This is a genomic window from Agrobacterium rosae (assembly GCF_002915175.1).
Classification (GTDB): Bacteria; Pseudomonadota; Alphaproteobacteria; order Rhizobiales; family Rhizobiaceae; genus Agrobacterium; species Agrobacterium rosae.
On the sequence record NZ_NXEJ01000008.1, the window covers coordinates 265,145 to 290,761 of the forward strand.

Consider the following 25,617-nt stretch of genomic DNA (forward strand, 5'->3'; position numbering starts at 1 on the left):
TAACGGAGGGGATGATGACAACGAAAATGCACCGGCACCGCAGAGCCGCCTTGTCTGACTGATGGCAAAGCAAGTCAGTACCCCCGTCAAAGCCGCAGTCGAAAGCGATCGGATCGGCTTTTTCGGGAAGATCCAGAGCCACGGGGATTTCATTTCCGAGGGTATGGACCGCGATCTCATCGGCGCTCTTGACGGCTGGATTCAAGCCGGCATGCACGCTTGTGCCGATGTTTTTGCGTCGCGTTGGAATTCCGTGTTTTCGACATCCCCTCCCTTGCGCTTCATAACCGAGCGCGGAATTTGGGGCCGCAACGCCTATGCGGGTGTACTCTTGCCCAGCCGTGACAGGGTTGGCCGTAGATATCCACTGGTCGTGCTAGCTCAACTGGCACACTTCAACCAGCACCCAAGGACGCTCTATCTTGATGATACGTGGTTCATGGCCGCAGAAGCGGTAGCTGAAACCTCCATGACATCAGAATTCGACATGCAGCGTTTTACGACGTCGGTCAAACGATTGCGCATGCCCAAACCAAAGGGCGAGGATGAAGACGTACAGTTTTCGACCCGTTCAGGCGAACCCATAAGCCTGTGGTGGTACATCGATGCTGACACCCGCCGTGCCCGCGGAATGAAATTCGAAGGCAAGCCGGCGGCGACGGATTTCGTGCGGCTCTTTCGTGATCAGACATCTACAGATGAAGGAGATGCACCGTCGAGCCCGAAGCCCGCTCAAAAGGTCGCTGCCGACATCAAGCCCGCAGCCCAGCCAAAGCCTGCTGCCGCGCCGAAACCACCGCCGCAAGAGGCCCCCGCCGCTCCGCTCATCTACAGTTACGCCACCCATCCGGGAACACGCCTCAGCGTCAATGCGGATGCACTGTTCGTGTCCAAGAGCCCTGCTCTCTTCGCGATTGCCGATGGTGTGGGAGACGGCAATGCAGCGGTTGAGGCTGCACGGCTGACGACGAATGCGTTGACCGACGTTGCCAGCAACGATCAGGCCGAATTTGTCACTCAGGATATCAAAGGCAAACTCGGAACGGTCAACAGCCTGCTGCTTTCGCGCCAGTTCGGGACGGACGCGCAAAGGCCGATGGCGAGCGTCGTTGTGGCATCTTTGGTCGAGAAGACGCTGACCGTCTTATGGTCGGGCGATGCGCGCGCCTATCTGCTGCGTGACGGCACCATGCACATGTTGTCGCGCGATCATGTCATCGTCGGCATGAAAAAGCAGCTGTCACAATGCCTGGGCCTTTCCCAGCAATTCCGCCCCGATGCCTTTGGCGAAGAATGGGGCTTACATGACCGCCTATTGCTATGCAGTTTCCCGCTGATGCAGGCGTTGAAAGAGCGCGTCGTTGCGGAAATTCTGCAGGAAACGCCGATCAACGATTGCGCCAACGCGCTGGTGCAGGAAGCACTGATCGAAAACATCCGGGACAATATCAGCGCCATCGTGATCGGAAATCGGCTTGAGCAACGCTAACGATGTTGCCAAGCATTTTGCCGATTTGTTGGCTGCGATACGACAGTCTGAAAGACCTGATGACGTCATAGATCGTATTCGTGACGCGCTCGATCGCAAGGCGTCCGCATTGTCTCAGCAAAATCCTGTTTTCATCGAGAACAGTTTCACGCTCGAGGCCGTGGCCTATGAGACGGAAAGCACGCAGATTTTGCAGGTAACACATCGCGACCTGCGCACATCATTCGCTCTTAAGACGGTCCCGGAGAAAGCGCGTGATGACGCGTTTCTTGTTCAGAACCTGCGAAGAGAAGCCGAAATAGGCCTTTCCATGCGCCATCCATGCCTTCACGAAGTGTCCGCACTTCTACGGTTGCCTGATGGACGGCCCGGTCTCTTGCAACCGTGGACACCTGTGTCACTCGCGTCTGTGCTAACAGACGGGACACTGACGCGAGATGAGATCAGCACTGTTTTGGACCGGGTTCTTGGGGCTGTCGCCGCTCTCCATGCCAAGGATTATGTCCATGGCGATATCACGGCTGCAAACATCCTGCTCCCTGATGGAAATCTGGAAAAGGCGAGGCTCGCGGATTTCAGCATCACGCTAAAAACCGGCGAACACTACAGCATGCATGGTATCGACTATGCAGGTTCGCCGGAATTTTCGCCAGCGGAGCAAATGGCTGGCTCGGCTGCAGCACATCCGCTTTATGACATTTATTCAGTCGGTAAGCTTGCGCAGCGACTGCTGAGTGCCACGGGTTCAGACGAACATGAAAAGCTGGTCAGATTTGCGCAGCTATGCACCGCGGAGGACGCATCGAAGCGCCCTCAATCTGCTGAAGACGCGGCTCTTTTTCTCTAGGCGGAAGCGGCGCTATGTGAACGTCGCCTCATTCGATATCAGTTGGAACCGCCAGGCTGAGGCGCAGCGGCCGTTGGCACGCTCTTCTGGAAAACAGTCAACAGCTTTGCCGAATCCACCAGCGGTGCGTTGCTTGCATAGAGAACATCGCCCTTTTGCATTTGGAAGAGCTGCATCAAGGCGATGCTGGACGCATCGCGCATATTGACGTGGTAGATCACCGGCTTCATGGTCGGTACGAAAGCCACCGGATCCTTGGAGCCGGACGGCGATTTCGTCGGTACGTTAACGACCTCGTTGCGGAAGACGTAGACATTGCGGGCGTCAGCGCGATCATCCAGCAGACCGCCGGAACGACCAACGGCCTGGGCGAGTGTCATCTTGCCGGTTTCGAATTGGAATTCGCCAGCGCTCTTGAATGCGCCAAGTGCGGTGAAGCTCGACGCATCACCATCGATCATGATCTGGTCGTCAGGCGACAAGCGAATATTCTGGCGATCCTCGCGCATGATACGGTCGAGAGACGCGCTGGCGCGCTGTGTGCCACGCACAACGGTCACCTGCGCAGCACCCGGCGCTACAGTCGGGCCGCCAGACTGGTTGATCGCATCGAGAACCCGTTCCTGGCGGGCAGTCAAGGCAAGCTTGCCGGGCGTCTTGACAGCGCCACTCAGCATAACCGCACTTGTCGGCTTCTCCACAACCGTAACAACCGCTTGAGGATTGACCGCAGAGCCCTTGAGACCGGTCACGACCTGCGACTGCAAGCCCTCCGGCGTCGAGTCGATCACGCGCTTTTTGCCGATAAAGGGCAGATTGACGCTGCCACCTTGATCAACCGTGAAGCGTCCAAGATTGAGCGTCTTGCTCTGAGTGGACGAGAAAAGTCCATCTTCGCCGGTATCAAGTACAGTGATGTCGATAACGTCGCCGCGACGCAGGCGTTGTGCGTTATAGCCAGTATTACGCAGAGCAGTGAGACCCGGACCGGTCGAACTTTCAATCAAAGACGAAGACATTGGCGTGGCTGGCGCGTTAGCCAACTCTATAACGCGGATTTTTTCATTGGTGTGGGGAAGCGTTGCTGACCTGATATTGCCAGCAGTCGGACCGTCGGAGGGCTTCGCACAACCGCTCAACAAAGCCAAAAGGAGTACGGACACGACCTTCTTCATTCCATTTCCCCGCAATAGAATCACCTACACGCAGGAATAGCATCAAGCCGTTAACTGGCAATAACTTTGAAGCTGAAAATTGAAAAACATGCGCGCTGTAACACAGCCTCTGTGTCCATTTGGCAACCAGTGACGTTACGTGATGCGTTGAATTTTTCTATGCCCATGCGATGAAGGCGTCAACTGTTGCCGACTGACGAGCTATGCCCTTATTATCCCGTCAGCATATTGTATTCTCCCGCTCAATCCACAATCGCCTTTTGCGTCTTTCTTTGGCGAGACGGAGCTTTCCCTGGCTTGCCAAACAGATAGCCTTGCGCCTGGGCACAGCCCTCATCGACAACCATTCGGTATTGGCTGTCCGTCTCGATGCCTTCAGCCGTTACCGGCAGGTCGAGGCTGCGACCGAGGCCGATGATGGCGCGCACAATGGAATGAGCATTTTCATCCTGCTTCATGGCGGCAATGAAGCTGCGGTCGATCTTGATCTTGTCGAACGGGAAGCTGCGCAGATTGCTGAGCGAAGAATATCCGGTTCCGAAATCGTCCATGACGATGGTGACGCCAAGTCCCTTGAGCTGGCGCATGGTGGAAAGCGTTATGGCCCGGTCTTTCAAGAGCGCCGCTTCCGTCATCTCAAGCTCGAGACGCAGGGGCGACAGCCCGGTTTTCTCAAGCGTCGAGCAAATCGTGTAAGCGAGATTTGCCAGAGAGAACTGGACCGGTGAGACATTGACCGCCACCTTGATATGCGGTTCCCAGCGCATGGCAGCGGAGCATGCTTCATGCAATATCCACTCCCCAAGCGAGATGATGATGCCACTTTCCTCGGCAATCGGAATGAAGACGTCCGGTGGTACCGCGCCCCGTGTCGGGTGTTGCCAACGCACCAACGCTTCGTAACTCGCCACTTCACCATTTTCCACCGAATGGACCGGCTGGTAGAGAAGCTCCAACTCGTTACGGCTGATCGCCTGGCGCAAATCCGATTCCAGCCGCCGGCGCTCTTTGGTCTCCTGATCCATCGCCGGGTCATAAAACGCGACGATGCCACGACCGTTCATCTTGGCGCGGTAAAGTGCCATATCCGCCGCGTGCATCAGGGTTTCGTTGTCATTTCCGTTGGCCGGAAATGTTGCGATACCGATGGTGACGCCCACTGCCGTGGGATCACTGACGCAATCCATCTCACGCCGAAACGTCGATAGAATATGCTCGCCGAGATCGCGCGCGTCTTCGCTTGTGGTGCTGAAGGCGGTCAGAATAAGGAACTCGTCTCCGCCCAATCGTGCCACGAGGTCACCCGGCCGGGCAGCCTGTTGCAATATACGCGCAACGTCCTTGAGAACACGATCCCCTTCCGCATGACCGAAGAGATCGTTCACCGCTTTGAACCTGTCGAGATCCAGCGCCAGAAGAGCGAACTCATCATCGTTCTGAGCAACCGCAATATGATTTCTGAGCCGCTCCTGAAAAAGCGTCCGGTTGGCGAGGCCGGTCAGAACATCGTGGCGTGCCAGATATTCGATCTCACGCTGTGCACGGCGCTTTTCCGTCAGGTCGCGAACCGCCATCACCTCGCAGGGACGTCCGCGATATTCAATCGTCGTGACAGCCAATTCAAATGTCCGCGATCGATCGCCACGGTTCGGAACCGCCTCGACCGCTCCGTTGCGGGGCAGGTGGGCGGCGATCCCGTCATCCGCATGCATCAGTTCCTCGGCGTTTTCACCAATGATAGCCGCTTCGGTGGAACCGAACAGTTTCGCGAAGCGACTGTTGACCTCCACGATACGGCCATCCCGCACAACAGCAAGCCCATCCAGTGTCGCGCCCACCAGGCCTTTGAGATCCACCAGATGGCGATCAATGAGGGCTGCAACACCTGTGGCGGCGAGAATGAGGAACGTCACCCCACTGATCGCGACCATCATGAACAACCGATCCAGCCCCTCTATCTGCGGCCCTGGCATTCCGGGGTTGGGAATGAGGATTGTGGAAGACATGGCGGTGAAATGAAGGACGAGCACGCCAAGGATCGACGCGCTGGCGGATAGAACGACCCGCTTCCAACCGCGAAAGCTTTTGAAAAAAACAAAAGAGAGCGCAAACAGACCGAAAGCAACGACCGCGCCCACGAGGATCGGGGCTATCCGATATTCGATCGTGGCGGCGACTTGCATGCCGCCCATGCCAAAGAAATGCATTGCAGCGACGGTGAGCGTTATGATGCCGCCGGCCGACAGTGCGCCAGCGGTTTTACGCCACAAAAATTGCATGCTCAGCCAGAAGCCGAATACCGCGACAACTGCGGAAAAGGCCGTAAACGGAAAGTCGAAACCAATCGGAACACTGCCCTGATAGGCCAACATGGCGATGAAGTGTGTCGCCCATACGCTCAAACCAGAGGCCAATGCGGCAACCAGTATCCAATAGGGCCGGCGTCTTACCGGGCTCTCTTCCGCGCGAAGCAACAGATGATAGAAGGATAGCATTCCAAGAAGCGCAATCACGCCAGCAAGCACGACGATCCGTCGATCATGTTGCAAAGCAACACATTCTAGTACAGCGAACACTGGGCCAATACCCCCAATAATGAAGCAACCGACTATGTGTATTAGTACAGTTAAATTTAGAAATTACTAATCCAAATTGTAGTAGATGGCTCCTACGCAAAGAAACCCGCGCAAGGCGGGTTTCGGTAGGTGAAAAATTTTGAAGTATGCACGCTTTAGATGCAGACTTAGATTTCAGGGCAACCACGTTCATTCGCGAATGTGATGGTGTCCTGACCACGTCGTGTAAAGCCTTCCACGACAACGCGGCGGGGTGTAACGCGAACGATTTCAGGGTCACGAAGGCCGGATGCGCGTGCGGCTGCACGGGCTTCGCGCTCGCCACATCCGCGGCCACGGGGCGGAGGTCCACGGCGGTCCATGTCTCGGTCACGGTCTCGAATGACCGGACGCACGCCATCACGGCCAATCCGCAGTTCCATGTCCTGCGCATGGGCAGGTGCAGTCATAACGAAACTAGACGCTGCCATCGTAATGGCCACGCCAGCAATCTGGATCACCTTGAACATATTTTCCTCCTGGGTGCCTTGCGTTGGCACACGTCAATTTCACGAGGTAATAACGCAGATGTGAGTTGCTTGTTCCTTGGCACCAAAAAGGAAACGCCCGACCGCTAGGCCGGGCGCTCCATTATGCTGCAACATCAGCTGTAAATGCGGACTTGATGAGCGTTTTCGTGTAGTCCGCCGTTGGACTATTGAAGATGGCGTCGGTTTCACCCTCTTCAACGATCTTTCCATCTTTCATCACAATGACATAATCCGAGATCGCCTTGATCACGGACAAGTCGTGGCTGATGAAGATGTAGGAAAGACCGTGGGCTTTCTGAAGATCGCGCAACAGATCGATCACCTGCCCCTGAACCGAACGGTCGAGTGCCGATGTCGGCTCATCCAGAATGACCACATCAGGCTTGAGGATGATGGCACGCGCGATGGCGATACGCTGACGCTGCCCGCCGGAGAACTCGTGCGGGTAACGGTTACGCGCCGCAGGGTCGAGGCCGACTTCAGTCAGCGCCTCGATGGCGCGCTTATCCCGCTCCGCCCGGCTGAGGTCCGGCGCATGCACGTAAAGCCCCTCAGTGATGATTTCCCCCACCGTCTGGCGGGGCGACAAGGAACCATAAGGATCTTGAAACACCAGCTGAAGCTGGCGGCGCATCGGCCGCATGGCCTTTCTATCGAGACCGGATATTTCCTTCTTGCCGAAGAAAAGCCGTCCGGTCGATGGCGTCAGCCGCAGCAGCGCCCGTCCCAGCGTGGATTTGCCCGAGCCGGATTCTCCGACGATGCCGATGGTCTGGCCTTGGCGCAGATTGACATTGACGCCATCCACTGCGCGGAAAGCGCTGGCCTTGGTGAACAGGCCACCTGGTATCTGATAATCCACTGTCACGTTCTGGCCAGCCAGCACCACCGGCGCTTCCGGGCCGACCTGCGGTTTGTGACCACTTGGTTCGGCATCCAGCAACATCTTCGTATAATCCGCTTGCGGGCGTTCGAAGATGTCCTGCGTGGTGCCTGTCTCAACGATCTCGCCACGGCGCATGACTGCGACGCGATCGGCAAAATGCCTTACGACACCCAGATCATGGGTTATGAGAACGACGGCCATGCCAAAGCGTTTTTGCAAGGATTTGAGCAGGTCTAGAATTTGCGCCTGAATGGTCACATCGAGTGCCGTTGTCGGCTCGTCCGCAATCAGCAAATCCGGCTCATTAGCAAGCGCCATGGCAATCATCACACGCTGACGCTGACCACCCGAGAGTTCGTGCGGATAACTATCGATACGACGCTTGGGGTCGGGGATGCCAACCAGTTGCAACAGTTCCAGAACGCGCGCCCGTGCTTCACTGCGGCTGCCGCCTCGATGATACAGAATCGGTTCCGCAATCTGCTTGCCGATCGTATAGAGCGGGTCGAGCGAGGTCATCGGCTCCTGAAAGATCATGGTGATCTTCGCACCCCTGATATCGTTCAGCTCGTTGACCGGCAGGCCGATCAACTCACGGCCCCGGTATTTTGCCGACCCTTCGGACTGGCCGTTACCGGCAAGCAGACCCATGATACCCATCATCGTCTGGCTCTTGCCGGAACCGGATTCACCGACGACGGCTAAGGTTTCACCCTGCTTTACATCCAGATCGATGCCTTTGACGGCGCTCACCGTCCCATCGGGTGTCGCAAAGTTCACCTTCAGGCCGCGGACATTGAGTATGGTTTCAGATGTCGTATTCATATCAACGATCCTTGGGATCGAGCGCATCACGCAACCCGTCGCCCACGAAGTTCAGAGAAAACAGCGTCATCACGAAGAAGATCGCCGGGAATATCAGCAGCCACGGGGCCGACTGCATATTGCTGGCACCTTCGGAAATCAGCGCGCCCCAACTGGTCAACGGCGCTTGCACACCCAAACCGAGGAAGGAGAGGAAGCTTTCTAGAAGGATGACCTTCGGCACCACAACGGTCACGAAAACAACGACCGGGCCGATGGTGTTGGGAATGATGTGACGGCGGATAATCTGCCAGTCGGTCAATCCCAGAGCCTGTGCGGCACCGACGAACTCCCGCCGTTTCAGCGCCAGTGTCTGGCCACGCACGATGCGCGCCATATCCAGCCATTCCACTGCCCCGATAACGAGGAAAATAAGAATGAAACTTCGCCCGAAGAAAACGACGAGCACGACAACGAGAAACACGAAGGGAAGCGAATAGAGAATTTCCACGAAACGCATCATGGCGTTATCGACACGCCCGCCGATATAGCCGGCCGTCGCGCCATAAACGACACCGATCCCAAGTGAGACAAGGCTTGCCAGCACGCCAACGGCAATCGATATCTGCCCACCCAGCATGATGCGCACGAGAAGATCGCGACCATTGCTATCGGTGCCGAAGAAGAAATATTCGCGGTTCACATCGCCGGTAAGTTTCAAGGTGCGGCCATCGTCTTCGGTGGCCACGACCTTCGTATTTTCGAACTCGTTAGCGCGGTCGAAATAACGCGTTGTGCGCGGATCGACCGCCGTTGCCGATGTCACGGTTGCGGTGAAAGTCTGGCCTTCAACGGCAAACTCCTTCAAGTCGACACGCGCGCGACCTGCAATGCCCTCCATGACGCTCTGAAGGTTCGTCACATCTGGACGCGCTTCCAAGCTCGGTGGCACGGAGACGTAGGACGAGAACACCTGATCATAGGTGTGGCTGACAAAATGCGGTCCAAGAAACGAGAACAGCGTGATCAGCACGAGCATGAGCGCTCCGGCCATGGCGGCTGTGTTTCTTCGAAACCGCATTGTTGCGAGCTGGAAGAGGCTTCGGCTTTTCACCGAAGGGGAAACGGCTGTTATGCCGGGGATATCAGTCATGTCTGACCCTCGGATCAAGAAGGCCGTAAAGAATATCGACCACCAGATTGAAAACAATGACGAAGAGCGCGATGAGAACCACGGTTCCCATAACCAGCGTATAGTCACGATTGATGGCACCCAGCACGAAGTAACGCCCGACACCGGGAATGGTGAAGATCGTTTCGATCACAGCCGAGCCGGTGAGAAGCGCGGCCGCGCAGGGTGCGAGATAGGACACGACCGGCAGCATCGCAGCGCGCATGGCATGAACGATGACCACGGTGCGTCCCGGCAGACCATAGGCCTTGGCGGTGCGAATATGGTCCATGCGCAGCGCCTCGATCATAGAGCCACGCGTCAACCGCGCAATGACGGCAAGCTGCGGCAAAGCCAGCGCAATCATCGGCAAAAGAAGATAGCGCAGCGATCCATCACCCCAGCTTCCGGCAGGCAGAAGACCAAGCAGAACGGCGAAAACCAGTGTCAGCACGGGAGCCACAACGAAGTTGGGTACGGTGACACCAACAGTCGAAAAGGACATGAGAGAAAAATCGAACACGCTGTTCTGCCGCAAAGCTGCGAAGGTACCGGCCAGTACGCCACCGATCAATGCCAGTAGTAGCGCGTAAAAGCCAAGTTCCAGCGAATAAGGCAGACCCTTGCCGATCAATTGGGCAACGGTGTTGTCCTTGTAGATGTAGCTAGGTCCGAAGTCGCCAGTCACGGCGTTTTTCATGTAGATCAGATACTGACGCCACAATGGTTCGTCCAGATGATAGGTTCTCATCAGGTTTTCCATTGTCTGCGGTGGCAGTGGACGCTCAAGATTGAACGGACCGCCGGGTGCAAACCGCATCAGAAAAAAAGAAATCGTGACGACGATAAACAATGTCGGCACGGCGCTCGCCAAACGGCGCAGAATAAAAGAAATCATAGAATTTAGGCTCCGGGCATGGCACGGCGGCTAGGGCGGAATGCGATCTTATGGTCGCGCGACCGCCTTCACCCATTCCTACAGCATGTCGCGCAAAAGCCCTAAGGCATTCGCGCGACATGTTTTCAGAACCACCGTGGCAGCACTGCTTATTCGGAAACGCTCAGGAAGCGGCTGAGATGTTCATTGGCCGCATTGTCCTGCCAGCCCTTGACGCGGTTGGAAACCAGCCAAAGGTCTGCCTGCGTCAGGAACGGCGCAATTGCCTGCTCCTTCATAAGGATTGCTTCTGCTTCGTGCAGAATCTTGGAACGGGCTGCTTCGTCCTGTTCGTCGTAGGACTTCTTCATCAACGCATCGAATTCGGGATTGTTGAATTTCGAGTAGTTGAAGGTTTTGTTGGACGAAACAGACAGTGCGAGGAAGTTTTCTGCATCCGCATAGTCGGCAACCCAGCCAGCACGGGCAACGTTGAACTTGCCGCCTTCCTGCAGGTATCCGTAGTGCGACGCAACGTCGAGGTTTACCAGCGATACGTTTGCACCAAACGTGGTCTTCCACATATCGGCAACAGCCGTAGCGACGCGCTCATGGTTGGGATTGGTATTGTAGCGGATTTCGATAGACAGCGGCTTGCCACCGTCACCATAACCGGCTTCTTTCATGAGCTTGAGTGCTTCGTCTTCACGATCCAGCTGGGAAAGCGTGGCGAAATCAGCCTTGGAAGGCTCACCGTAGCTGCCCATGCCCGGCGGAACGATGGAATATGCCGGAACCTGAGAACCGTTGTAGATTTCCTTGGCAAGGAAATCACGATCGACAGCCATGGAGAGCGCGCGGCGAACGCGAACGTCGTTGTAGGGCGCTTCACGCGTGTCGAATGTGTAGTAGTAGGTCGCCAGTGTCGGGGACACGTGAACCTGCTCACCATAGGACTTGCGCAAACGCTCCAGCTGATCTGCCGAGAAGTTGTAAGCGAGGTCCATTTCCTTCGCTTCGAAACGGCGAACGGACGCGGCCTGATCGTCGATCGGGTAGAAGATGACCTTATCGATTTTGGTGTTTGCAGCATCCCAGAAGTTTGGATTCTTGACGACCGTCAGGCTGTCATTGGGAACATGGGCCTCAAGCTTATAGGCACCGTTCGAAACCATGACGCCGGGTTTGACGAAGTCCTTACCGTTCTTTTCAACGCTCGCCTTCGAGACGGGAAGTGCAGTCTGGTGCGCGAGTAATTCCAGGAAGAACGGTGTCGGGCGCTCAAGTGTGACTTCCAGCGTCTTGGCATCCACAGCCTTTACGCCGAGCTCTTCAACCTTAGCTTCGCCCTTGTTGACCTTTTCTGCGTTCTTGATCGGATACAGAATGTTCGCATATTTTGCGGCGGTCTTCGGGTCTTCGACGCGCTGATAGGAGAATACGAAGTCCTCAGCCGTTACAGGCGTACCATCAGACCATTTTGCGTTTTCGCGCAGCTTGAATGTGTAAACCGTGCCGTCATCAGACAAAGTCCAGCTTTCGGCTGCGCCGGGAACGATCTTGCCGGCTGCATCGTAAATAGTAAGACCTTCATAAAGGTCCTTCACAATAAAGGCTTCAATATTGATCGAGGTCTGAGCCTGATCGAGAGTTTGTGGTTCACCGGAATTACCGCGATGAAGAACGGTTTCCGCAAGAGCTGAACTGGCGCCAATCAGAAGCGAGCCTAGCAGGATTGCGGCGCGCGTTGTTGTTTTTATAGACTGCATTTTTTTAATTTCCCCATAAAGTGTGAGAACCCGCAAACAAGGACAAAACGCGCCGAGGCGCAACCCCAATATTTATCAGGCGGACAAATTGGAGCCTTCACACGCGTGCCAATTGTGGAAAACCGTTCTCCAGACCAGCAGCCCCGGACACTTTCGCTTTTCAGAAAAATGAAATAAAACGAAAGTCCACAGATATTTCCGGGTAGAAGCCTCCATGTTTTTCTCATCGCGCCAGCTTGAAATCATCGAACTTGCGAAATCCGAGGGCAAGGTCAGTGTCGATGATCTGGCCTCCCGATTTTCAGTGACGGCGCAGACGATACGCAAGGATTTGAACGATCTGTGCGAGGCGCGCGCGCTGACACGAATCCATGGCGGCGCGATCTTTCCCAGCAGCACGGAAAACGTGAAATATGAAGCAAGACGCTCGATAGCTGCGACGGAAAAACAGGCGATAGGCCGCGCCGCAGCCGAGCTCATCCCCCATAAATCCTCGCTATTCATCAATATCGGCACGACGACGGAAGCTGTCGGCGAAGCGCTCGTGGACCATCAGGAACTGATGGTCATTACCAACAACATCAACGTTGCCAATAGGTTGCGGATATTTCCCGGTATTGAGGTCGTCATTGCAGGCGGCGTGGTGCGCGGCACGGACGGCGGGATCGTCGGGGAAGCGGCGGTGGACTTCATCCGCCAGTTCAAGGTGGACTATGCGGTGATCGGCGTGTCGGCCATCGACAGGGACGGCGCATTGCTGGATTACGATTTCCGCGAAGTGAAAGTGGCGCAGGCCATCATTGCCAACGCACGGCACGTCATTCTGGTGTCCGATTCCAGCAAATTCGACCGAACGGCACCGGTGAGGATAGGTCATCTCTCGCAGGTCCACACCTTTATAACCGACCACTGTCCGCTTGAATCCGTGAAAGTCATTTGCAAGGAAAATGACGTTCGGTTGATCGAAACCGAACGCTCACGGCCTGAGAACTGAAACGACGAACATTCGTTTGACATTCACTTTCTTTTCATTTTAACTCCCCTCAATTTCGAATTCCAAGAATAAGCGGCGGAATTTCGCATCAGGGAGAGTGACGTGACTGAGCAGGCGGTTCGCGATATTTTCGTGATCGGTGGGGGCATCAACGGATGCGGCATTGCGCGTGATGCTGCCGGTCGCGGCTATTCTGTCACCCTTGCCGAGATGAACGATTTCGCCTCCGGCACCTCTTCCGGCGCAACCAAGCTCATTCACGGCGGCCTTCGTTATCTTGAACATTACGAGTTCCGTTTGGTGCGCGAAGCCCTGATGGAACGCGAAGTGCTGTGGGCGATGGCCCCGCATATCATCTGGCCCATGCGTTTCGTTCTGCCTTTCCACAAGGGTGGTATTCGCCCTGCATGGCTCATCCGGCTCGGGCTTTTCCTTTATGACCACCTGGGTGGCCGCAAGCTTCTGCCCGCCACCAAATCCCTCGACATGCGCCGCGACCCCGCCGGCAAGCCACTAAAGCCGCTCTTCACCAAGGCCTTCGAATATTCGGATGGCTGGGTGGATGATGCCCGTCTGGTGGTGCTGAACGCCCGAGACGCTGCCGACCGTGGCGCAGATATCATGAGCCGCGCCAAGGTCACCTCCGTTCGCCGCGAGGGTGGCCTTTGGAACGTCGATGTGAAAGATACCGCAAGCGGCACCGTCAAAACCGTGAAGTCGCGTATGCTGGTTAACGCTTCTGGCCCGTGGGTGGACAATGTTCTGTCGAATGCGGCGGGCAAAAATCAGGTTCACAATGTGCGGCTGGTTCAGGGCAGCCACATCATCGTGAAGAAGAAGTTTAACGATCCACGCGCTTACTTCTTCCAGAACCCCGACAACCGCATCATTTTCGCCATTCCCTATGAGACCGATTTCACGCTGATCGGCACGACCGACCGCGACTATCAGGGTGATCCGGCGGATGTGAAGATCAGCGGCGAAGAGACGGATTACCTCTGCAACGCGGCCAGCGAATATTTCGCAGAACCGGTGACGAAAGACGATATCGTCTGGACCTATTCCGCCGTGCGTCCGCTGTTCGACGACGGCGCATCCAGCGCGCAGGAAGCCACCCGCGATTACGTTCTGAAGCTGGAAAACGCGTCCGGTGAAGCCCCGTTGCTGAATGTCTTCGGCGGCAAGCTGACGACCTATCGCCGTTTGGCTGAACATGCGCTGGAGAAGGTGGCGGAAGCCATTGGTGACAAGGGCAAGCCATGGACTGGCAAGAGCTCGCTTCCGGGTGGGGATTTCGCGGCCACCGGTTACGAGACGGAAGTTAAAAAGCTCAGCGCAAAATATAGCTTTCTATCCGAGCGTCAGGCGCGCAGACTGGTTCGTCTTTACGGAACGAAAGCAAATGCGATCCTTGGCGATGCGACCGGCATGAAGGCACTCGGCCAGCATTTCGGAGGCGATCTTTACGAGCGCGAAGTCGAGTGGCTGATCCGTCAGGAATGGGCCAGAACCAGCGACGACGTGTTGTGGCGCAGAACCAAGCAGGGCTTGCATTTTTCTAAGGAAGAGGCAGTCGCGCTCGACACTTACATGGCGTCTATCGCCGCGTGATTTTCTAACGCCCGCAGGGGCGTGATGGACTGACATTGAAGCAGATATCTTGCAGGTTGGGAGGCCTCGGGACAGCATGCTGGAATTACGCAACATTGCTAAGATGGTGGGTGGTGATTACCACATCTACCCAACCAATCTGACCCTCAAGCGGGGCACGTTGAACGTGCTGCTGGGGCCGACGCTGTCTGGAAAGACATCGCTGATGCGGCTGATGGCCGGTCTGGACAAGCCGACGGAGGGCCAACTGCTGTTCGATGGCACGGACGTAACGGGCAAGCGCGTGCAGGACCGCAGCGTTGCCATGGTGTACCAGCAATTCATCAATTACCCGGCGCTCACCGTCTACGAAAACATCGCCTCCCCGATGCGCATCGCCAAAAAGGACAAGGCAACCATCGACCGCGAAGTGCGGCGCGCTGCCGACATGCTGCGGCTCACGCCCTATCTCGACCGCACACCACTCAACCTCTCCGGCGGGCAGCAGCAGCGCACGGCGCTCGCCCGCGCCATCGTCAAAAATGCCAGCCTCGTGCTGCTGGATGAGCCCTTGGCCAACCTCGATTACAAGCTGCGCGAAGAATTGCGCGAAGAACTGCCAAAGATTTTTGCTCTGTCGGGTGCGATCTTCGTCTACGCAACGACCGAACCATCCGAAGCCCTGCTTCTCGGCGGCAACACGGCGACAATGCATCAGGGGCACATCGCCCAATATGGCAGCACCATTGATCTTTACCGCAATCCGGTCGATCTCGTTTCGGCAAAGACATTTGCCGATCCACCGCTGAACATCATCGCGATGATGCGTTCGGGCGGATCGTTTCTGCTCAATGGCGAACCGGCGTTTCCGGTGCCATCGCATCTCTCTTCCATTGCCGATGGCCCTGTCACATTGGCCTTTCATCCCCATCACCTCTACCCGACACCGGCAAATGGTGGAACGGCGATCAAGCTGAATGCAAAAACGCTGATCTCGGAAATTGCTGGCTCGGAAAGCTTTATCCATCTGGATTATGCGGGCAATCGCTGGGTCATGCTGACGCGCGGCATTCTGGATATCGAGCCGGACCGTCAGGTCGATATCTACCTGGATACCCTCCATCTGATGGCGTTCGATGCGAGTGGCCGCTCGCTTGCAACCCCGCAACAAGCAGCCGCGTGAGGAGAAGAGACCATGGCACGCATCAGTCTCGATCATATCCGCCACGCCTACAACGCCAAAGCCAGGGCGGCCAATGACTACGCCCTGAAGGAAGTGAATTACGAGTGGAGCGATGGCGGTGCCTACGCGCTGCTCGGCCCATCCGGTTGCGGCAAGACCACTTTGCTCAACATCATTTCCGGCCTTATCAATCCGTCCGATGGACGTATTCTGTTCGATGGCAAAGACGTTACCAATCTGCCAACGGAACAGCGCAACATCGCGCAGGTGTTCCAATTCCCGGTCATTTACGACACCATGACCGTCTACGACAATCTGGCCTTCCCGCTGCGCAATCGCGGCGTCTCAGAGACGGATGTTAATCGTCGCGTCAATGAAATTCTCGAGATGATCGATCTCTCATCCTGGGCCAAGCGCCGCGCGCATCGCTTGACGGCCGACCAGAAGCAGAAGATTTCGCTAGGCCGTGGCCTCGTCCGCGACGATGTCAACGCCATCCTGTTCGATGAGCCGTTGACGGTGATCGACCCGCACATGAAATGGGTGCTGCGCTCACAGTTGAAGCGCCTGCACAAACAGTTCGGATTTACCATGGTCTATGTCACGCACGACCAGACCGAGGCCATGACTTTCGCCGACAAAGTCGTCGTCATGTATGACGGGCAGATCGTGCAGATCGGCACACCTGCCGAATTGTTCGAACGACCAAGCCACACCTTCGTCGGTTACTTCATCGGCTCTCCGGGCATGAATTTCATGCCGGTGTCACTGGATGGCGCGCAGGCGAAAATAGGCGATCAGCATGTCTTGCTCGACGCAGCACCCAATGTTGAAAGCGAAGCGAAAACGGAACTGGGCATTCGCCCCGAATTCATCTCTCTCGGGCGCGAGGGCATGCCGGTTACGATCAGCAAGGTCGAGGATATCGGTCGCCAGAAAATCGTCCGCGCCAGCTTTGCCGGACATCCCTTGACTGTGGTGGTGCCTGAAGATGGCGACATTCCGTCTGAACCCCGAGTCACTTTCGATCCCAAGGCCATCGGCATCTACGCCGATAGCTGGCGCGTCGGCACGGGAGCCTGAGCCATGGAAAAAACGTTCAACAACAAGGCGTGGTTTCTGGTCATCCCGGTTCTGATCCTCGTCGCATTTTCCGCCGTCATTCCACTGATGACGGTCGTCAACTACTCGGTTCAGGATACGTTCGGAAATAACCAGTTCTTCTGGGTGGGAACCGACTGGTTCGTGCAGATGCTGCATTCCCCCCGCTTCTGGGACGCGTTGATGCGCAACCTTATTTTCTCCTTCGTCATTCTGGCGATTCAGATTCCGCTCGGCATTCTCATCGCGCTCAACATGCCGAAAACAGGCCTCGGCGTCCCGGTCTGCCTCGTGCTGATGGCCCTGCCGCTTCTCATTCCGTGGAACGTCGTCGGCACCATCTGGCAGGTCTTCGGGCGTGTCGATATCGGCTTCCTCGGCCATTACCTGTCCATGCTCGGCATCGACTACAACTATACGCAAGACCCAGTGGACGCCTGGGCCACCGTCATCATCATGGATGTCTGGCACTGGACGAGCCTCGTCGTGCTGCTGTGCTACGCCGGTCTGGTTTCCATCCCGGACGCCTATTATCAGGCAGCCCGCATCGATGGCGCATCGCGCTGGTCGGTCTTCCGCTATATCCAGTTACCGAAGATGAAGCGCGTGCTGCTCATCGCCGTTCTGCTGCGCTTCATGGACAGCTTCATGATCTACACCGAACCCTTCGTCGTCACCGGCGGTGGACCGGGTAACTCCACGACCTTCCTCTCCATCGATCTCGTGAAGATGGCGGTGGGACAGTTCGACTTGGGACCAGCCGCGGCGATGTCGATCATCTACTTCCTGATCATCCTCGCACTGTCCTGGATTTTCTACACCGTCATGACCAATAGCGACGAACAGGCTTGAGAAAGGAGAACATCATGAGCAATTCCAAATCCATCACCCGCTTCTCCTTCCTCATCCCGACGATTTATATCGTCTTCCTGCTGCTGCCGATCTATTGGCTCGTCAANCTTCCTCATCCCGACGATTTATATCGTCTTCCTGCTGCTGCCGATCTATTGGCTCGTCAATATGAGCTTCAAGGAAAACGGCGAGATTCTCGGTGCCTTTTCGCTGTGGCCGCAAAACCCGACGCTGCGCAACTACACCATCATTTTCACCGATCCGGCCTGGTATAACGGCTACATCAACTCCATCATCTATGTGGTGATGAACACGGTGATCTCGGTTGCCGCCGCCCTGCCCGCCGCTTACGCGTTTTCGCGCTACCGCTTTCTGGGCGACAAGCACCTGTTCTTCTGGCTGCTGACGAACCGCATGGCACCGCCCGCCGTGTTCGCCCTGCCCTTCTTTCAGCTCTATTCCGCCTTTGGCCTGATCGACACGCATATCGCGGTCGCGATTGCCCACTGCCTGTTCAACGTTCCCCTGGCGGTGTGGATTCTCGAAGGCTTCATGTCCGGCGTACCCAAGGAAATCGATGAAACCGCCTATATCGACGGTTATTCCTTCCCGCGCTTTTTCGTGAAGATTTTCATGCCTCTGATCGCCAGCGGTATCGGCGTCGCGGCCTTCTTCTGCTTCATGTTCTCGTGGGTGGAATTACTGCTGGCCAGAACACTGACGACCACAGCCGCCAAGCCGATTGCCGCGACCATGACCCGCACCGTCTCGGCGTCCGGCATGGACTGGGGCGTGCTGGCCGCCGCCGGTGTGCTGACCATCATTCCCGGCGCGCTGGTCATCTATTTCGTCCGAAACTACATCGCCAAGGGCTTTGCCCTGGGTCGCGTCTAAGAAAGGAGAAGCAAAATGAATTTTTCCTGGATGGCATGGACGCTGCCCACGGCGCTGTTTTTTCTGACCATTTTACTACTGCTGATCGGCATGGCGATTTGGGAATATATCTCGCCCGGCGGCAATCCTCGCGTCGGCATCTTACGCTTCGAGACGACGCGCGGCGACCGCCTGTTCGTGTCGCTGCTCGGCTCCGCATTCATCCACCTCGGTTGGCTCGGCCTCGTCGGCCCCGGCCTTTGGTGGGCACTGGCTCTTTCGGTTGTCTATGCGATTGGCGTGTTCCGCTTCGTTTAGGCATTCGACTGAAATACCGGGAGGGAGGACCGCCCGGAGATACATCTGCAAGCAATCGTAAACACTGGGAGGATGATTATGCGAGTGCATCTTTTAACAACGACAGCGGCGGCGCTGCTGGCAATATCAGGCGTGGCAAACGCCGGAATGAACGAGGCCAAGACATTTCTGGACAAGGAAATTGGTGATCTCTCAAGCCTTTCCCGTGCCGATCAAGAAAAGGAAATGCAATGGTTCATCGATGCCGCAAAGCCTTTTGCCGGCATGGATATCAAGGTCGTTTCGGAAACCCTGACGACGCATGAATACGAGTCCAAGGTGCTGGCCAAAGCCTTCACCGAAATCACCGGCATCAAGCTGACGCACGACCTGATCGGCGAAGGCGACGTGGTCGAAAAGCTGCAAACGCAGATGCAATCAGGCGAAAACATCTACGACGCCTTCGTCAACGATAGCGACCTGATCGGCACCCATTGGCGCTACCAGCAGGCCCGCAACCTGACGGACTGGATGGCTAACGAAGGCAAGGATGTCACCAATCCCGGTCTCGACCTGAAGGATTTCATCGGCACGAAATTCACGACAGCACCTGACGGTAAGCTCTACCAGTTGCCCGACCAGCAGTTCGCCAACCTCTACTGGTTCCGGTATGACTGGTTCAACGACGAAAAGAACAAGGCAGATTTCAAGGCCAAGTATGGCTACGATCTCGGCGTTCCCGTCAACTGGTCAGCCTATGAAGACATCGCCGCCTTCTTCACCGGCCGCGAAATCAACGGCAAAAAAGTCTATGGCCATATGGATTATGGCAAGAAGGACCCGTCGCTCGGATGGCGCTTTACCGATGCGTGGCTTTCCATGGCCGGCAACGGCGACAAGGGCCTGCCAAACGGCCTGCCGGTCGATGAATGGGGCATCAAGGTCAACGAGAAATCGCAGCCGGTCGGCTCTTGCGTCGCGCGCGGCGGTGACACCAACGGTCCTGCCTCCGTCTATGCCATCCAGAAGTACCTCGACTGGTTGAAGGCTTACGCGCCTCCAGCAGCGGCGGGCATGAACTTCTCCGAATCCGGTCCCGTTCCGGCGCAGGGCGAAGTCGCGCAGCAGATTTTCTGGTACACTGCGTTTACAGCTGATGCGGTCAAGAAGGGACTGCCTGTCGTGAACGAGGATGGCACGCCGAAATGGCGCATGGCCCCCTCCCCGCATGGCGTTTACTGGAAAGATGGCATGAAGCTCGGCTATCAGGACGTGGGTTCCTGGACGCTGATGAAATCCACCCCTGACGACCGCGCCAAGGCCGCCTGGCTCTACGCACAGTTCGTGACCTCGAAGACCGTGGATGTGAAAAAGAGCCATGTCGGCCTGACCCTCATCCGCGACTCCTCGATCAACCACGAAAGCTTCACCAAGCGCGCCAAGGATCTCGGCGGCCTGATCGAGTTCTACCGTTCGCCAGCCCGCGTTCAGTGGTCTCCAACCGGCACCAACGTTCCTGATTATCCAAAGCTGGCCCAACTCTGGTGGCAGGCCGTGGGCGATGCATCGTCCGGCGCGAAGACCGCGCAGGAAGCCATGGACTCGCTCTGCGCCGAACAGGAAAAGGTCATGCAGCGTCTGGAACGCGCTGGCGTTCAGGGCGAAATCGGACCGAAGCTGGCTGAAGAGCACGATCTTGAATACTGGAACAAGGACGCCGTTTCCAAAGGCCACCTTGCACCACAGTTGAAGATCGCGGATGAAAAAGAAAAGCCAATGACCGTCAATTATGATGAGTTGGTTAAGAGCTGGCAGAAGTAAGTCTGACCTTCACCTTCGTCATCCTCGGGCTCGTCCCGAGGATCTACCAACGTACAAGCAGGCTGTGACGCGAGCTTGTGCCCGAAACGAAGAAGCCGGAGGTGAATTCACCACTTCCGGCTTTTTTATAATCTGCATCTAGAGCCAACTACCGTTGTGAAAGACGAGACGTAGCAGATCCTCGGGTCGAGCCCGAGGATGACGGAGGAGAGGGGATTGCCCCTTCTCTAAAGAACCTTACGAAATCACCGGGTCCAGCGACCCCGAAGCATAACGCTTCGCCATCTCCCGCAGTGGGATCGGCGTGATCTTCGATGCCTGCCCAGCTGTCCAGAACAACTCAAACCGCTCCTTGCAGAGCTTCGTCATCGCATCCCGCGCAGGCTTCAAATACTTGCGCAAATCGAACTCAGCCGGGTCTTCCGCAAGAACCTTGCGGATTTGTCCGGTGATGGCCATGCGGCAGTCCGTATCGATGTTGATCTTGCGCACACCGTTCTTGATACCGCGCTGAATTTCCTCGATCGGCACGCCCCAGGTCGGCTTGATGGCACCGCCGTAAGCGTTGATGATATCCTGCAAATCCTGCGGCACGGTGGAAGAACCGTGCATCACAAGATGCGTGTTCGGCAGCTTGTTATGGATTTCCTCGATGACATTCATGGCCAGCACCGAGCCATCCGGCCTGCGGGTGAACTTGTAGGCACCGTGGCTCGTGCCCATGGCAACGGCCAGTGCATCCACCTTGGTTTCGCGCACGAATTTCACCGCTTCGTCAGGGTCTGTCAGCAGCTGGTCATGCGACAGAACACCCTCGGCACCGTGGCCGTCTTCCGCCTCGCCCATGCCGGATTCCAGAGAACCGAGAACACCCAACTCGCCCTCGACGGAAATGCCGCCATAATGGGCCATGTCGGTGACTTGTTTGGTAACGCCTACATTGTAGTCCCAGTCGCCCGGTGTTTTGCCATCGGCCTTGAGAGAACCATCCATCATGACCGATGTAAAACCGGCCTGAATGGCCGTCATGCAGCTGGCGGCCTCGTTGCCGTGGTCTAGGTGCACGCAAACGGGAATATGCGGATAAATTTCGACAACTGCATCCATCATGTGCTTGAGCATGATGTCGTTTGCATAGGCGCGCGCGCCGCGCGAAGCCTGCATGATGACAGGCGAATTGGTCGCATCCGCTGCGTCCATAATGGCCAGCGCCTGCTCCATATTGTTGATGTTGAAGGCAGGTACGCCATAGCCGTGTTCTGCCGCGTGATCGAGCAATTGACGGAGCGTTATTCGAGCCAAGGTATTTCCCCCTAAACGAGTTGTTTTGAGAATGGCATCCCTCAACACCATCCTGTCCTTTGCCGGACAGTTGCTACTATTGCCTTGCGGATACCAACTATCCAGCTTTTTTTGACATCCATCAGCAAAGAGTGAGCGATCCACACACCGCAAGCCGACATGGCGGAAAAGTTACCTGAAGATTAAAATGCCGTGACCTGTCGTGGTTTGGCGGATGGCCGTCGCAATTTGCGTAGGTTGCGGGCGTGCTTCACGCCATCATCCGTTCAACTTTGCAAAGACAAAGACAGGGGCAGACCCAAGCGGCAGGTTCGTCTCTTTATAAGCGTCGCCAATAAAGGGAACAGATATGAAGAAACTGCTTGCATCCACCTGTCTGGTGTTCGGTTTGCTGGGTGGCGCATCCGCGTCGAACGCCGCAGACTGTGGTAGCCCCACCATCGCCAGCATGAATTGGCAAAGCGCCGAAGTGCTCTCCGCCATCGACAAGATCATTCTCAACGAAGGTTACGGTTGCAGCGCCGATATCACCATCGGCGATACCGTGCCGACAATCACCTCCATGGTTGAAAAAGGCCAGCCGGATATCGCCCCGGAAGCCTGGGCCGATACCCTGCCGGAGGTGGTCAAACGCGGCGTGGATGAAGGCAAACTCGTCGTTGCTGCAACGGCGCTGCCGGATGGCGGTATTCAAGGCTGGTGGATTCCGAAATACGTGGCCGACGCCCACCCTGATATCAAGACCATCGGCGACCTGCTGAAAAATCCGAAGCTTTTCCCCGATGCTGAAAACCCTGAAAAGGGTGCCATCGTCAATGGCCCGCAGGGTTGGGGCGGCACCGTCGTCACGGCCCAGCTTTACAAGGCATTCGGCGCGGAAAAAGCGGGTTTCACCCTCGTGGATAGCGGCTCTTCCGCTGGTCTCGACGGCTCCATTGCCAAGGCTTACGAGCGCAAGCAGCCATGGGTCGGCTATTACTGGTCGCCCACCGCCCTTCTCGGCAAATACGAAATGGTGAAGCTTGAGCCCGGCGTCGCCGCCGACGCAGCCGAATGGAAACGCTGCAACACGGTTGCCGATTGCCCGGACCCGAAGCCGAACGCATGGCCGGTCGACAAGGTCGTCACGCTGGTTGCCAAGCCTTTCTCGGAAAAGGCTGGTCCTGAAATTATGGATTACCTCAACAAACGTTCGTGGAGCAACGCGACCGTCAACAAGCTGATGGCCTGGATGACGGACAATCAGGCGACCGGCGAAGACAGCGCCAAGCATTTCCTCAAAGAAAACCCGGACATCTGGACGAAGTGGGTTTCTGCCGACGCTGCGGAAAAGATCAAGGCTTCGCTCTGAAGACCTTCCCTGCTGCCTGACCCACCGTCCGGCGGCCACGCAAATCGACATGCGATTGGTAAAAACCGATCGCATGTCGCCGTGATCATAGGGGAATTGTATGGACTGGTTTTACAAGTTTCCGCACATGAACGACGATATGCTTCGTAATCTGAAAAAGATCATCGATGACGGTTTTCGTGAGTTCACGCGCGCCTGGGGCGGCAGCATCGAAGGCTTCTTTTCGCCGCTTCAGCAGTTTTTGATCTGGGCCGAGCGTTTCATGACGCAAACGCCGTGGCCGATCATCATTCTTATCATTCTGGCGATTGCCTGGGCTGGCAGTCGCAGCCTCAAGATCGTGCTGGGCTGTCTTTTCACGCTGCTGGCTATCGGCTATTTCGATATGTGGACGGATACGATGCGGACGATCTCTATGATCTTCGTCTGCACGGTTTTGTCCATCACCATTGGCCTCCCCATCGGCATTCTCATGTCGCATTCCAATCGCTTCCAGCGCGTGGTCAATCCGATCCTCGATGTCATGCAGACCATGCCGAGTTTCGTCTACCTCATTCCCGTGGTCATGCTGCTGGGCATCGGCAGGGTGCCGGGGCTGATCGCGGTGGTGATCTACGCCATTCCGCCGATGATCCGCCTGACCAATCTCGGCATTCGGCTGGTGGACCGGGATGTGCTTGAAGCGGCAGACGCGTTCGGCTCATCCGGCTGGCAAAAACTTTTCAAGGTGCAATTGCCGCTGGCGCTTCCCACCATCATGGCCGGTATCAACCAGACCATCATGATGGCACTCGCCATGGTCGTCATTGCCTCCATGATCGGTGTGCAGGGGCTGGGACAACCGGTTCTGAAAGCCATCGCCAACCAGTATTTCACGCTGGGCATCTTCAATGGCCTCGCCATCGTCGGCATTGCCATCATCTTTGATCGCATTAGCCAAGCCTATGGCAAAAGGCTCCAGAAACATCAGGAGATTGCCCATGGCTGACACTGCATTTGGTGGCATCAAGATCAGCAATCTCTACAAGATTTTCGGGGTGAAACCGGAAGCCCATATCGACGCTGTCAAACGGGGGCTGACAAAGACGGAGCTAAACGAGAAACACGGTCATGTTCTTGGGCTCCGGGATATCAACATCGACATACCCTCCGGCTGCATTCAGGTCATCATGGGACTGTCCGGCTCCGGCAAATCCACGCTGATCCGCCATATCAATCGGCTGATAGACCCGACAGCCGGTGAAGTGCTGGTCGATGGCGTCGACGTGGTGAAGATGAATTCCACCGAGCTTCGCACCTTTCGCCGCCACCAGACCGCCATGGTCTTTCAGAAATTCGCGCTTCTGCCGCATCGTAACATTTTGGACAACACGCTTTACGGACTTGAAGTGCAGGGCATGGCACGCGCAAAAAGCGTCGATATTGCCATGCGCTGGCTGGAACGGGTTGGCTTGAAAGGCTATGAAACGCGCTTTCCCAACCAACTCTCTGGCGGCATGCAGCAACGCGTCGGGCTGGCGCGGGCGCTGTCCAACGATGCGCCTGTGCTGTTGATGGATGAGGCCTACTCGGCGCTCGACCCGTTGATCCGCACCGACATGCAGACCGTGCTTCTCGATATTCAAAAGGAAATCAAGAAAACCATTGTCTTCATCACCCATGATCTGGATGAGGCACTGCGCCTGGGCGACCAGATCGCCATTCTGCGCGATGGCGAGGTCATTCAGCAGGGCACCAGTCAGGATATCGTCTTGCGGCCTGCGGATGATTACATCGCAACCTTCGTCAAAGAAGTGAACCGCGGTCGCGTCATCAATGTCGAAGCGATCATGTCTCCGGTCAGACCCGGGCCGCCGCTGACTGGTCCGCAGGTGGTGGTGGGAACCAGTGTCGAGGAGGCCATGCGCCTGTTGTCTGTCAGCGGTCAGGACGATGCCGCGGTCGCCAGCCCATCCGGGGAGGTCGTGGGCATGGTCAGTTTCAGACAGCTCGCCAGTGCCATCGTCAATGCGCAGGTGCCGGAGGGGCAGCACATTCATGCCACCGGAGGCGTCGTTCGCGCCAAGGCCTGAACAGACTGTTCACAATCGGGCCGGTACATTCTCTGAATTGCGCACTATATGTTCGGC

20 protein-coding genes and 1 pseudogene are annotated in these 25,617 nt (G+C 56.4%); 13 read left to right on the plus strand and 8 right to left on the minus strand.

Translation table 11 applies throughout. The annotated features are described in order from the left end of the window. The first annotated feature begins 61 nt into the window (after positions 1–61). Both tagF and CPJ18_RS17085 read left to right on the plus strand, forming a co-directional pair. On the plus strand, positions 62–1,489 hold the full coding sequence (gene tagF, locus CPJ18_RS17080) for a type VI secretion system-associated protein TagF (RefSeq protein ID WP_103659468.1): 1,428 nt from the start codon (positions 62–64) through the stop codon (positions 1,487–1,489). Beyond that, positions 1,476–2,336, plus strand: coding sequence for a protein kinase domain-containing protein (locus CPJ18_RS17085; protein ID WP_153366547.1), 861 nt, complete (start codon positions 1,476–1,478; stop codon positions 2,334–2,336). The genes tagF and CPJ18_RS17085 overlap by 14 nt, the downstream gene beginning before the upstream one ends. 38 nt (positions 2,337–2,374) lie before the next feature. On the opposite strand, the gene CPJ18_RS17090 is transcribed toward CPJ18_RS17085, so the two are convergent. The 7 genes from CPJ18_RS17090 to CPJ18_RS17120 form a co-directional block, all read right to left on the minus strand. After that, positions 2,375–3,511 (minus strand): polysaccharide biosynthesis/export family protein, encoded by a 1,137-nt coding sequence (locus CPJ18_RS17090; RefSeq protein WP_103659469.1) that lies wholly within the window; start codon positions 3,509–3,511, stop codon positions 2,375–2,377. Between the two features lie 242 nt (positions 3,512–3,753). Further along, on the minus strand, positions 3,754–6,087 hold the full coding sequence (locus CPJ18_RS17095; RefSeq protein ID WP_077105120.1) for a bifunctional diguanylate cyclase/phosphodiesterase: 2,334 nt from the start codon (positions 6,085–6,087) through the stop codon (positions 3,754–3,756). A 167-nt stretch (positions 6,088–6,254) separates the two neighbouring features. Next, a complete protein-coding gene (locus CPJ18_RS17100; protein ID WP_077105134.1) occupies positions 6,255–6,596 on the minus strand; it encodes a hypothetical protein in 342 nt (113 codons plus the stop codon). A 121-nt stretch (positions 6,597–6,717) separates the two neighbouring features. After that, on the minus strand, positions 6,718–8,328 hold the full coding sequence (locus CPJ18_RS17105) for an ABC transporter ATP-binding protein (protein ID WP_103659470.1): 1,611 nt from the start codon (positions 8,326–8,328) through the stop codon (positions 6,718–6,720). Position 8,329: 1 nt separating this feature from the next. Further along, a complete protein-coding gene (locus CPJ18_RS17110) occupies positions 8,330–9,460 on the minus strand; it encodes an ABC transporter permease (RefSeq protein WP_103659471.1) in 1,131 nt (376 codons plus the stop codon). Next, the gene (oppB, locus tag CPJ18_RS17115) at positions 9,453–10,376 is read right to left on the minus strand and encodes an oligopeptide ABC transporter permease OppB (protein ID WP_103659472.1); all 924 of its coding nucleotides are present in this window, start codon (positions 10,374–10,376) and stop codon (positions 9,453–9,455) included. Before oppB ends, CPJ18_RS17110 begins: the two co-directional genes overlap by 8 nt. Positions 10,377–10,525: 149 nt before the next feature. Continuing rightward, positions 10,526–12,124, minus strand: coding sequence for a peptide ABC transporter substrate-binding protein (locus CPJ18_RS17120; RefSeq protein WP_103585875.1), 1,599 nt, complete (start codon positions 12,122–12,124; stop codon positions 10,526–10,528). A gap of 214 nt (positions 12,125–12,338) precedes the next feature. Here CPJ18_RS17120 and CPJ18_RS17125 point away from each other — a divergent pair, with 214 nt between their 5' ends. The 8 genes and pseudogenes from CPJ18_RS17125 (at position 12,339) to CPJ18_RS17160 (ending at position 20,835) form a co-directional block, all read left to right on the plus strand. Continuing rightward, complete coding sequence (locus CPJ18_RS17125) at positions 12,339–13,118, plus strand: DeoR/GlpR family DNA-binding transcription regulator (RefSeq protein WP_103659473.1); 780 nt, start codon at positions 12,339–12,341, stop codon at positions 13,116–13,118. A gap of 102 nt (positions 13,119–13,220) precedes the next feature. Then, positions 13,221–14,729, plus strand: coding sequence for a glycerol-3-phosphate dehydrogenase (gene glpD, locus CPJ18_RS17130; RefSeq protein WP_103585877.1), 1,509 nt, complete (start codon positions 13,221–13,223; stop codon positions 14,727–14,729). A 76-nt stretch (positions 14,730–14,805) separates the two neighbouring features. Beyond that, on the plus strand, positions 14,806–15,891 hold the full coding sequence (locus CPJ18_RS17135; protein ID WP_103659474.1) for an ABC transporter ATP-binding protein: 1,086 nt from the start codon (positions 14,806–14,808) through the stop codon (positions 15,889–15,891). A gap of 12 nt (positions 15,892–15,903) precedes the next feature. Continuing rightward, complete coding sequence (locus CPJ18_RS17140) at positions 15,904–16,974, plus strand: ABC transporter ATP-binding protein (RefSeq protein WP_077106304.1); 1,071 nt, start codon at positions 15,904–15,906, stop codon at positions 16,972–16,974. Positions 16,975–16,977: 3 nt separating this feature from the next. Continuing rightward, positions 16,978–17,844, plus strand: a complete 867-nt coding sequence (locus CPJ18_RS17145; protein WP_103659475.1) for a carbohydrate ABC transporter permease — start codon at positions 16,978–16,980, stop codon at positions 17,842–17,844. 107 nt (positions 17,845–17,951) lie between these two features. Continuing rightward, a pseudogene (locus CPJ18_RS17150) lies at positions 17,952–18,738 on the plus strand (carbohydrate ABC transporter permease); the annotation flags it as partial. Positions 18,739–18,753: 15 nt separating this feature from the next. Next, complete coding sequence (locus CPJ18_RS17155; RefSeq protein WP_077106306.1) at positions 18,754–19,035, plus strand: DUF2160 domain-containing protein; 282 nt, start codon at positions 18,754–18,756, stop codon at positions 19,033–19,035. Positions 19,036–19,113: 78 nt separating this feature from the next. After that, positions 19,114–20,835 (plus strand): ABC transporter substrate-binding protein, encoded by a 1,722-nt coding sequence (locus tag CPJ18_RS17160; protein ID WP_077106307.1) that lies wholly within the window; start codon positions 19,114–19,116, stop codon positions 20,833–20,835. 237 nt (positions 20,836–21,072) lie between these two features. Here CPJ18_RS17160 and fba read toward each other — a convergent pair whose 3' ends face one another. Further along, the gene (gene fba, locus CPJ18_RS17165; protein ID WP_077106308.1) at positions 21,073–22,137 is read right to left on the minus strand and encodes a class II fructose-bisphosphate aldolase; all 1,065 of its coding nucleotides are present in this window, start codon (positions 22,135–22,137) and stop codon (positions 21,073–21,075) included. Between the two features lie 349 nt (positions 22,138–22,486). Here fba and CPJ18_RS17170 point away from each other — a divergent pair, with 349 nt between their 5' ends. The 3 genes from CPJ18_RS17170 (at position 22,487) to CPJ18_RS17180 (ending at position 25,560) form a co-directional block, all read left to right on the plus strand. Next, on the plus strand, positions 22,487–23,488 hold the full coding sequence (locus CPJ18_RS17170; protein WP_077106309.1) for an ABC transporter substrate-binding protein: 1,002 nt from the start codon (positions 22,487–22,489) through the stop codon (positions 23,486–23,488). A gap of 100 nt (positions 23,489–23,588) precedes the next feature. Continuing rightward, entirely contained in the window at positions 23,589–24,476 is an 888-nt protein-coding gene (locus CPJ18_RS17175) for an ABC transporter permease (RefSeq protein WP_077106310.1), read from the plus strand. Continuing rightward, complete coding sequence (locus tag CPJ18_RS17180; RefSeq protein WP_077106311.1) at positions 24,469–25,560, plus strand: quaternary amine ABC transporter ATP-binding protein; 1,092 nt, start codon at positions 24,469–24,471, stop codon at positions 25,558–25,560. Before CPJ18_RS17175 ends, CPJ18_RS17180 begins: the two co-directional genes overlap by 8 nt. The last annotated feature ends 57 nt before the right edge of the window (positions 25,561–25,617 follow it).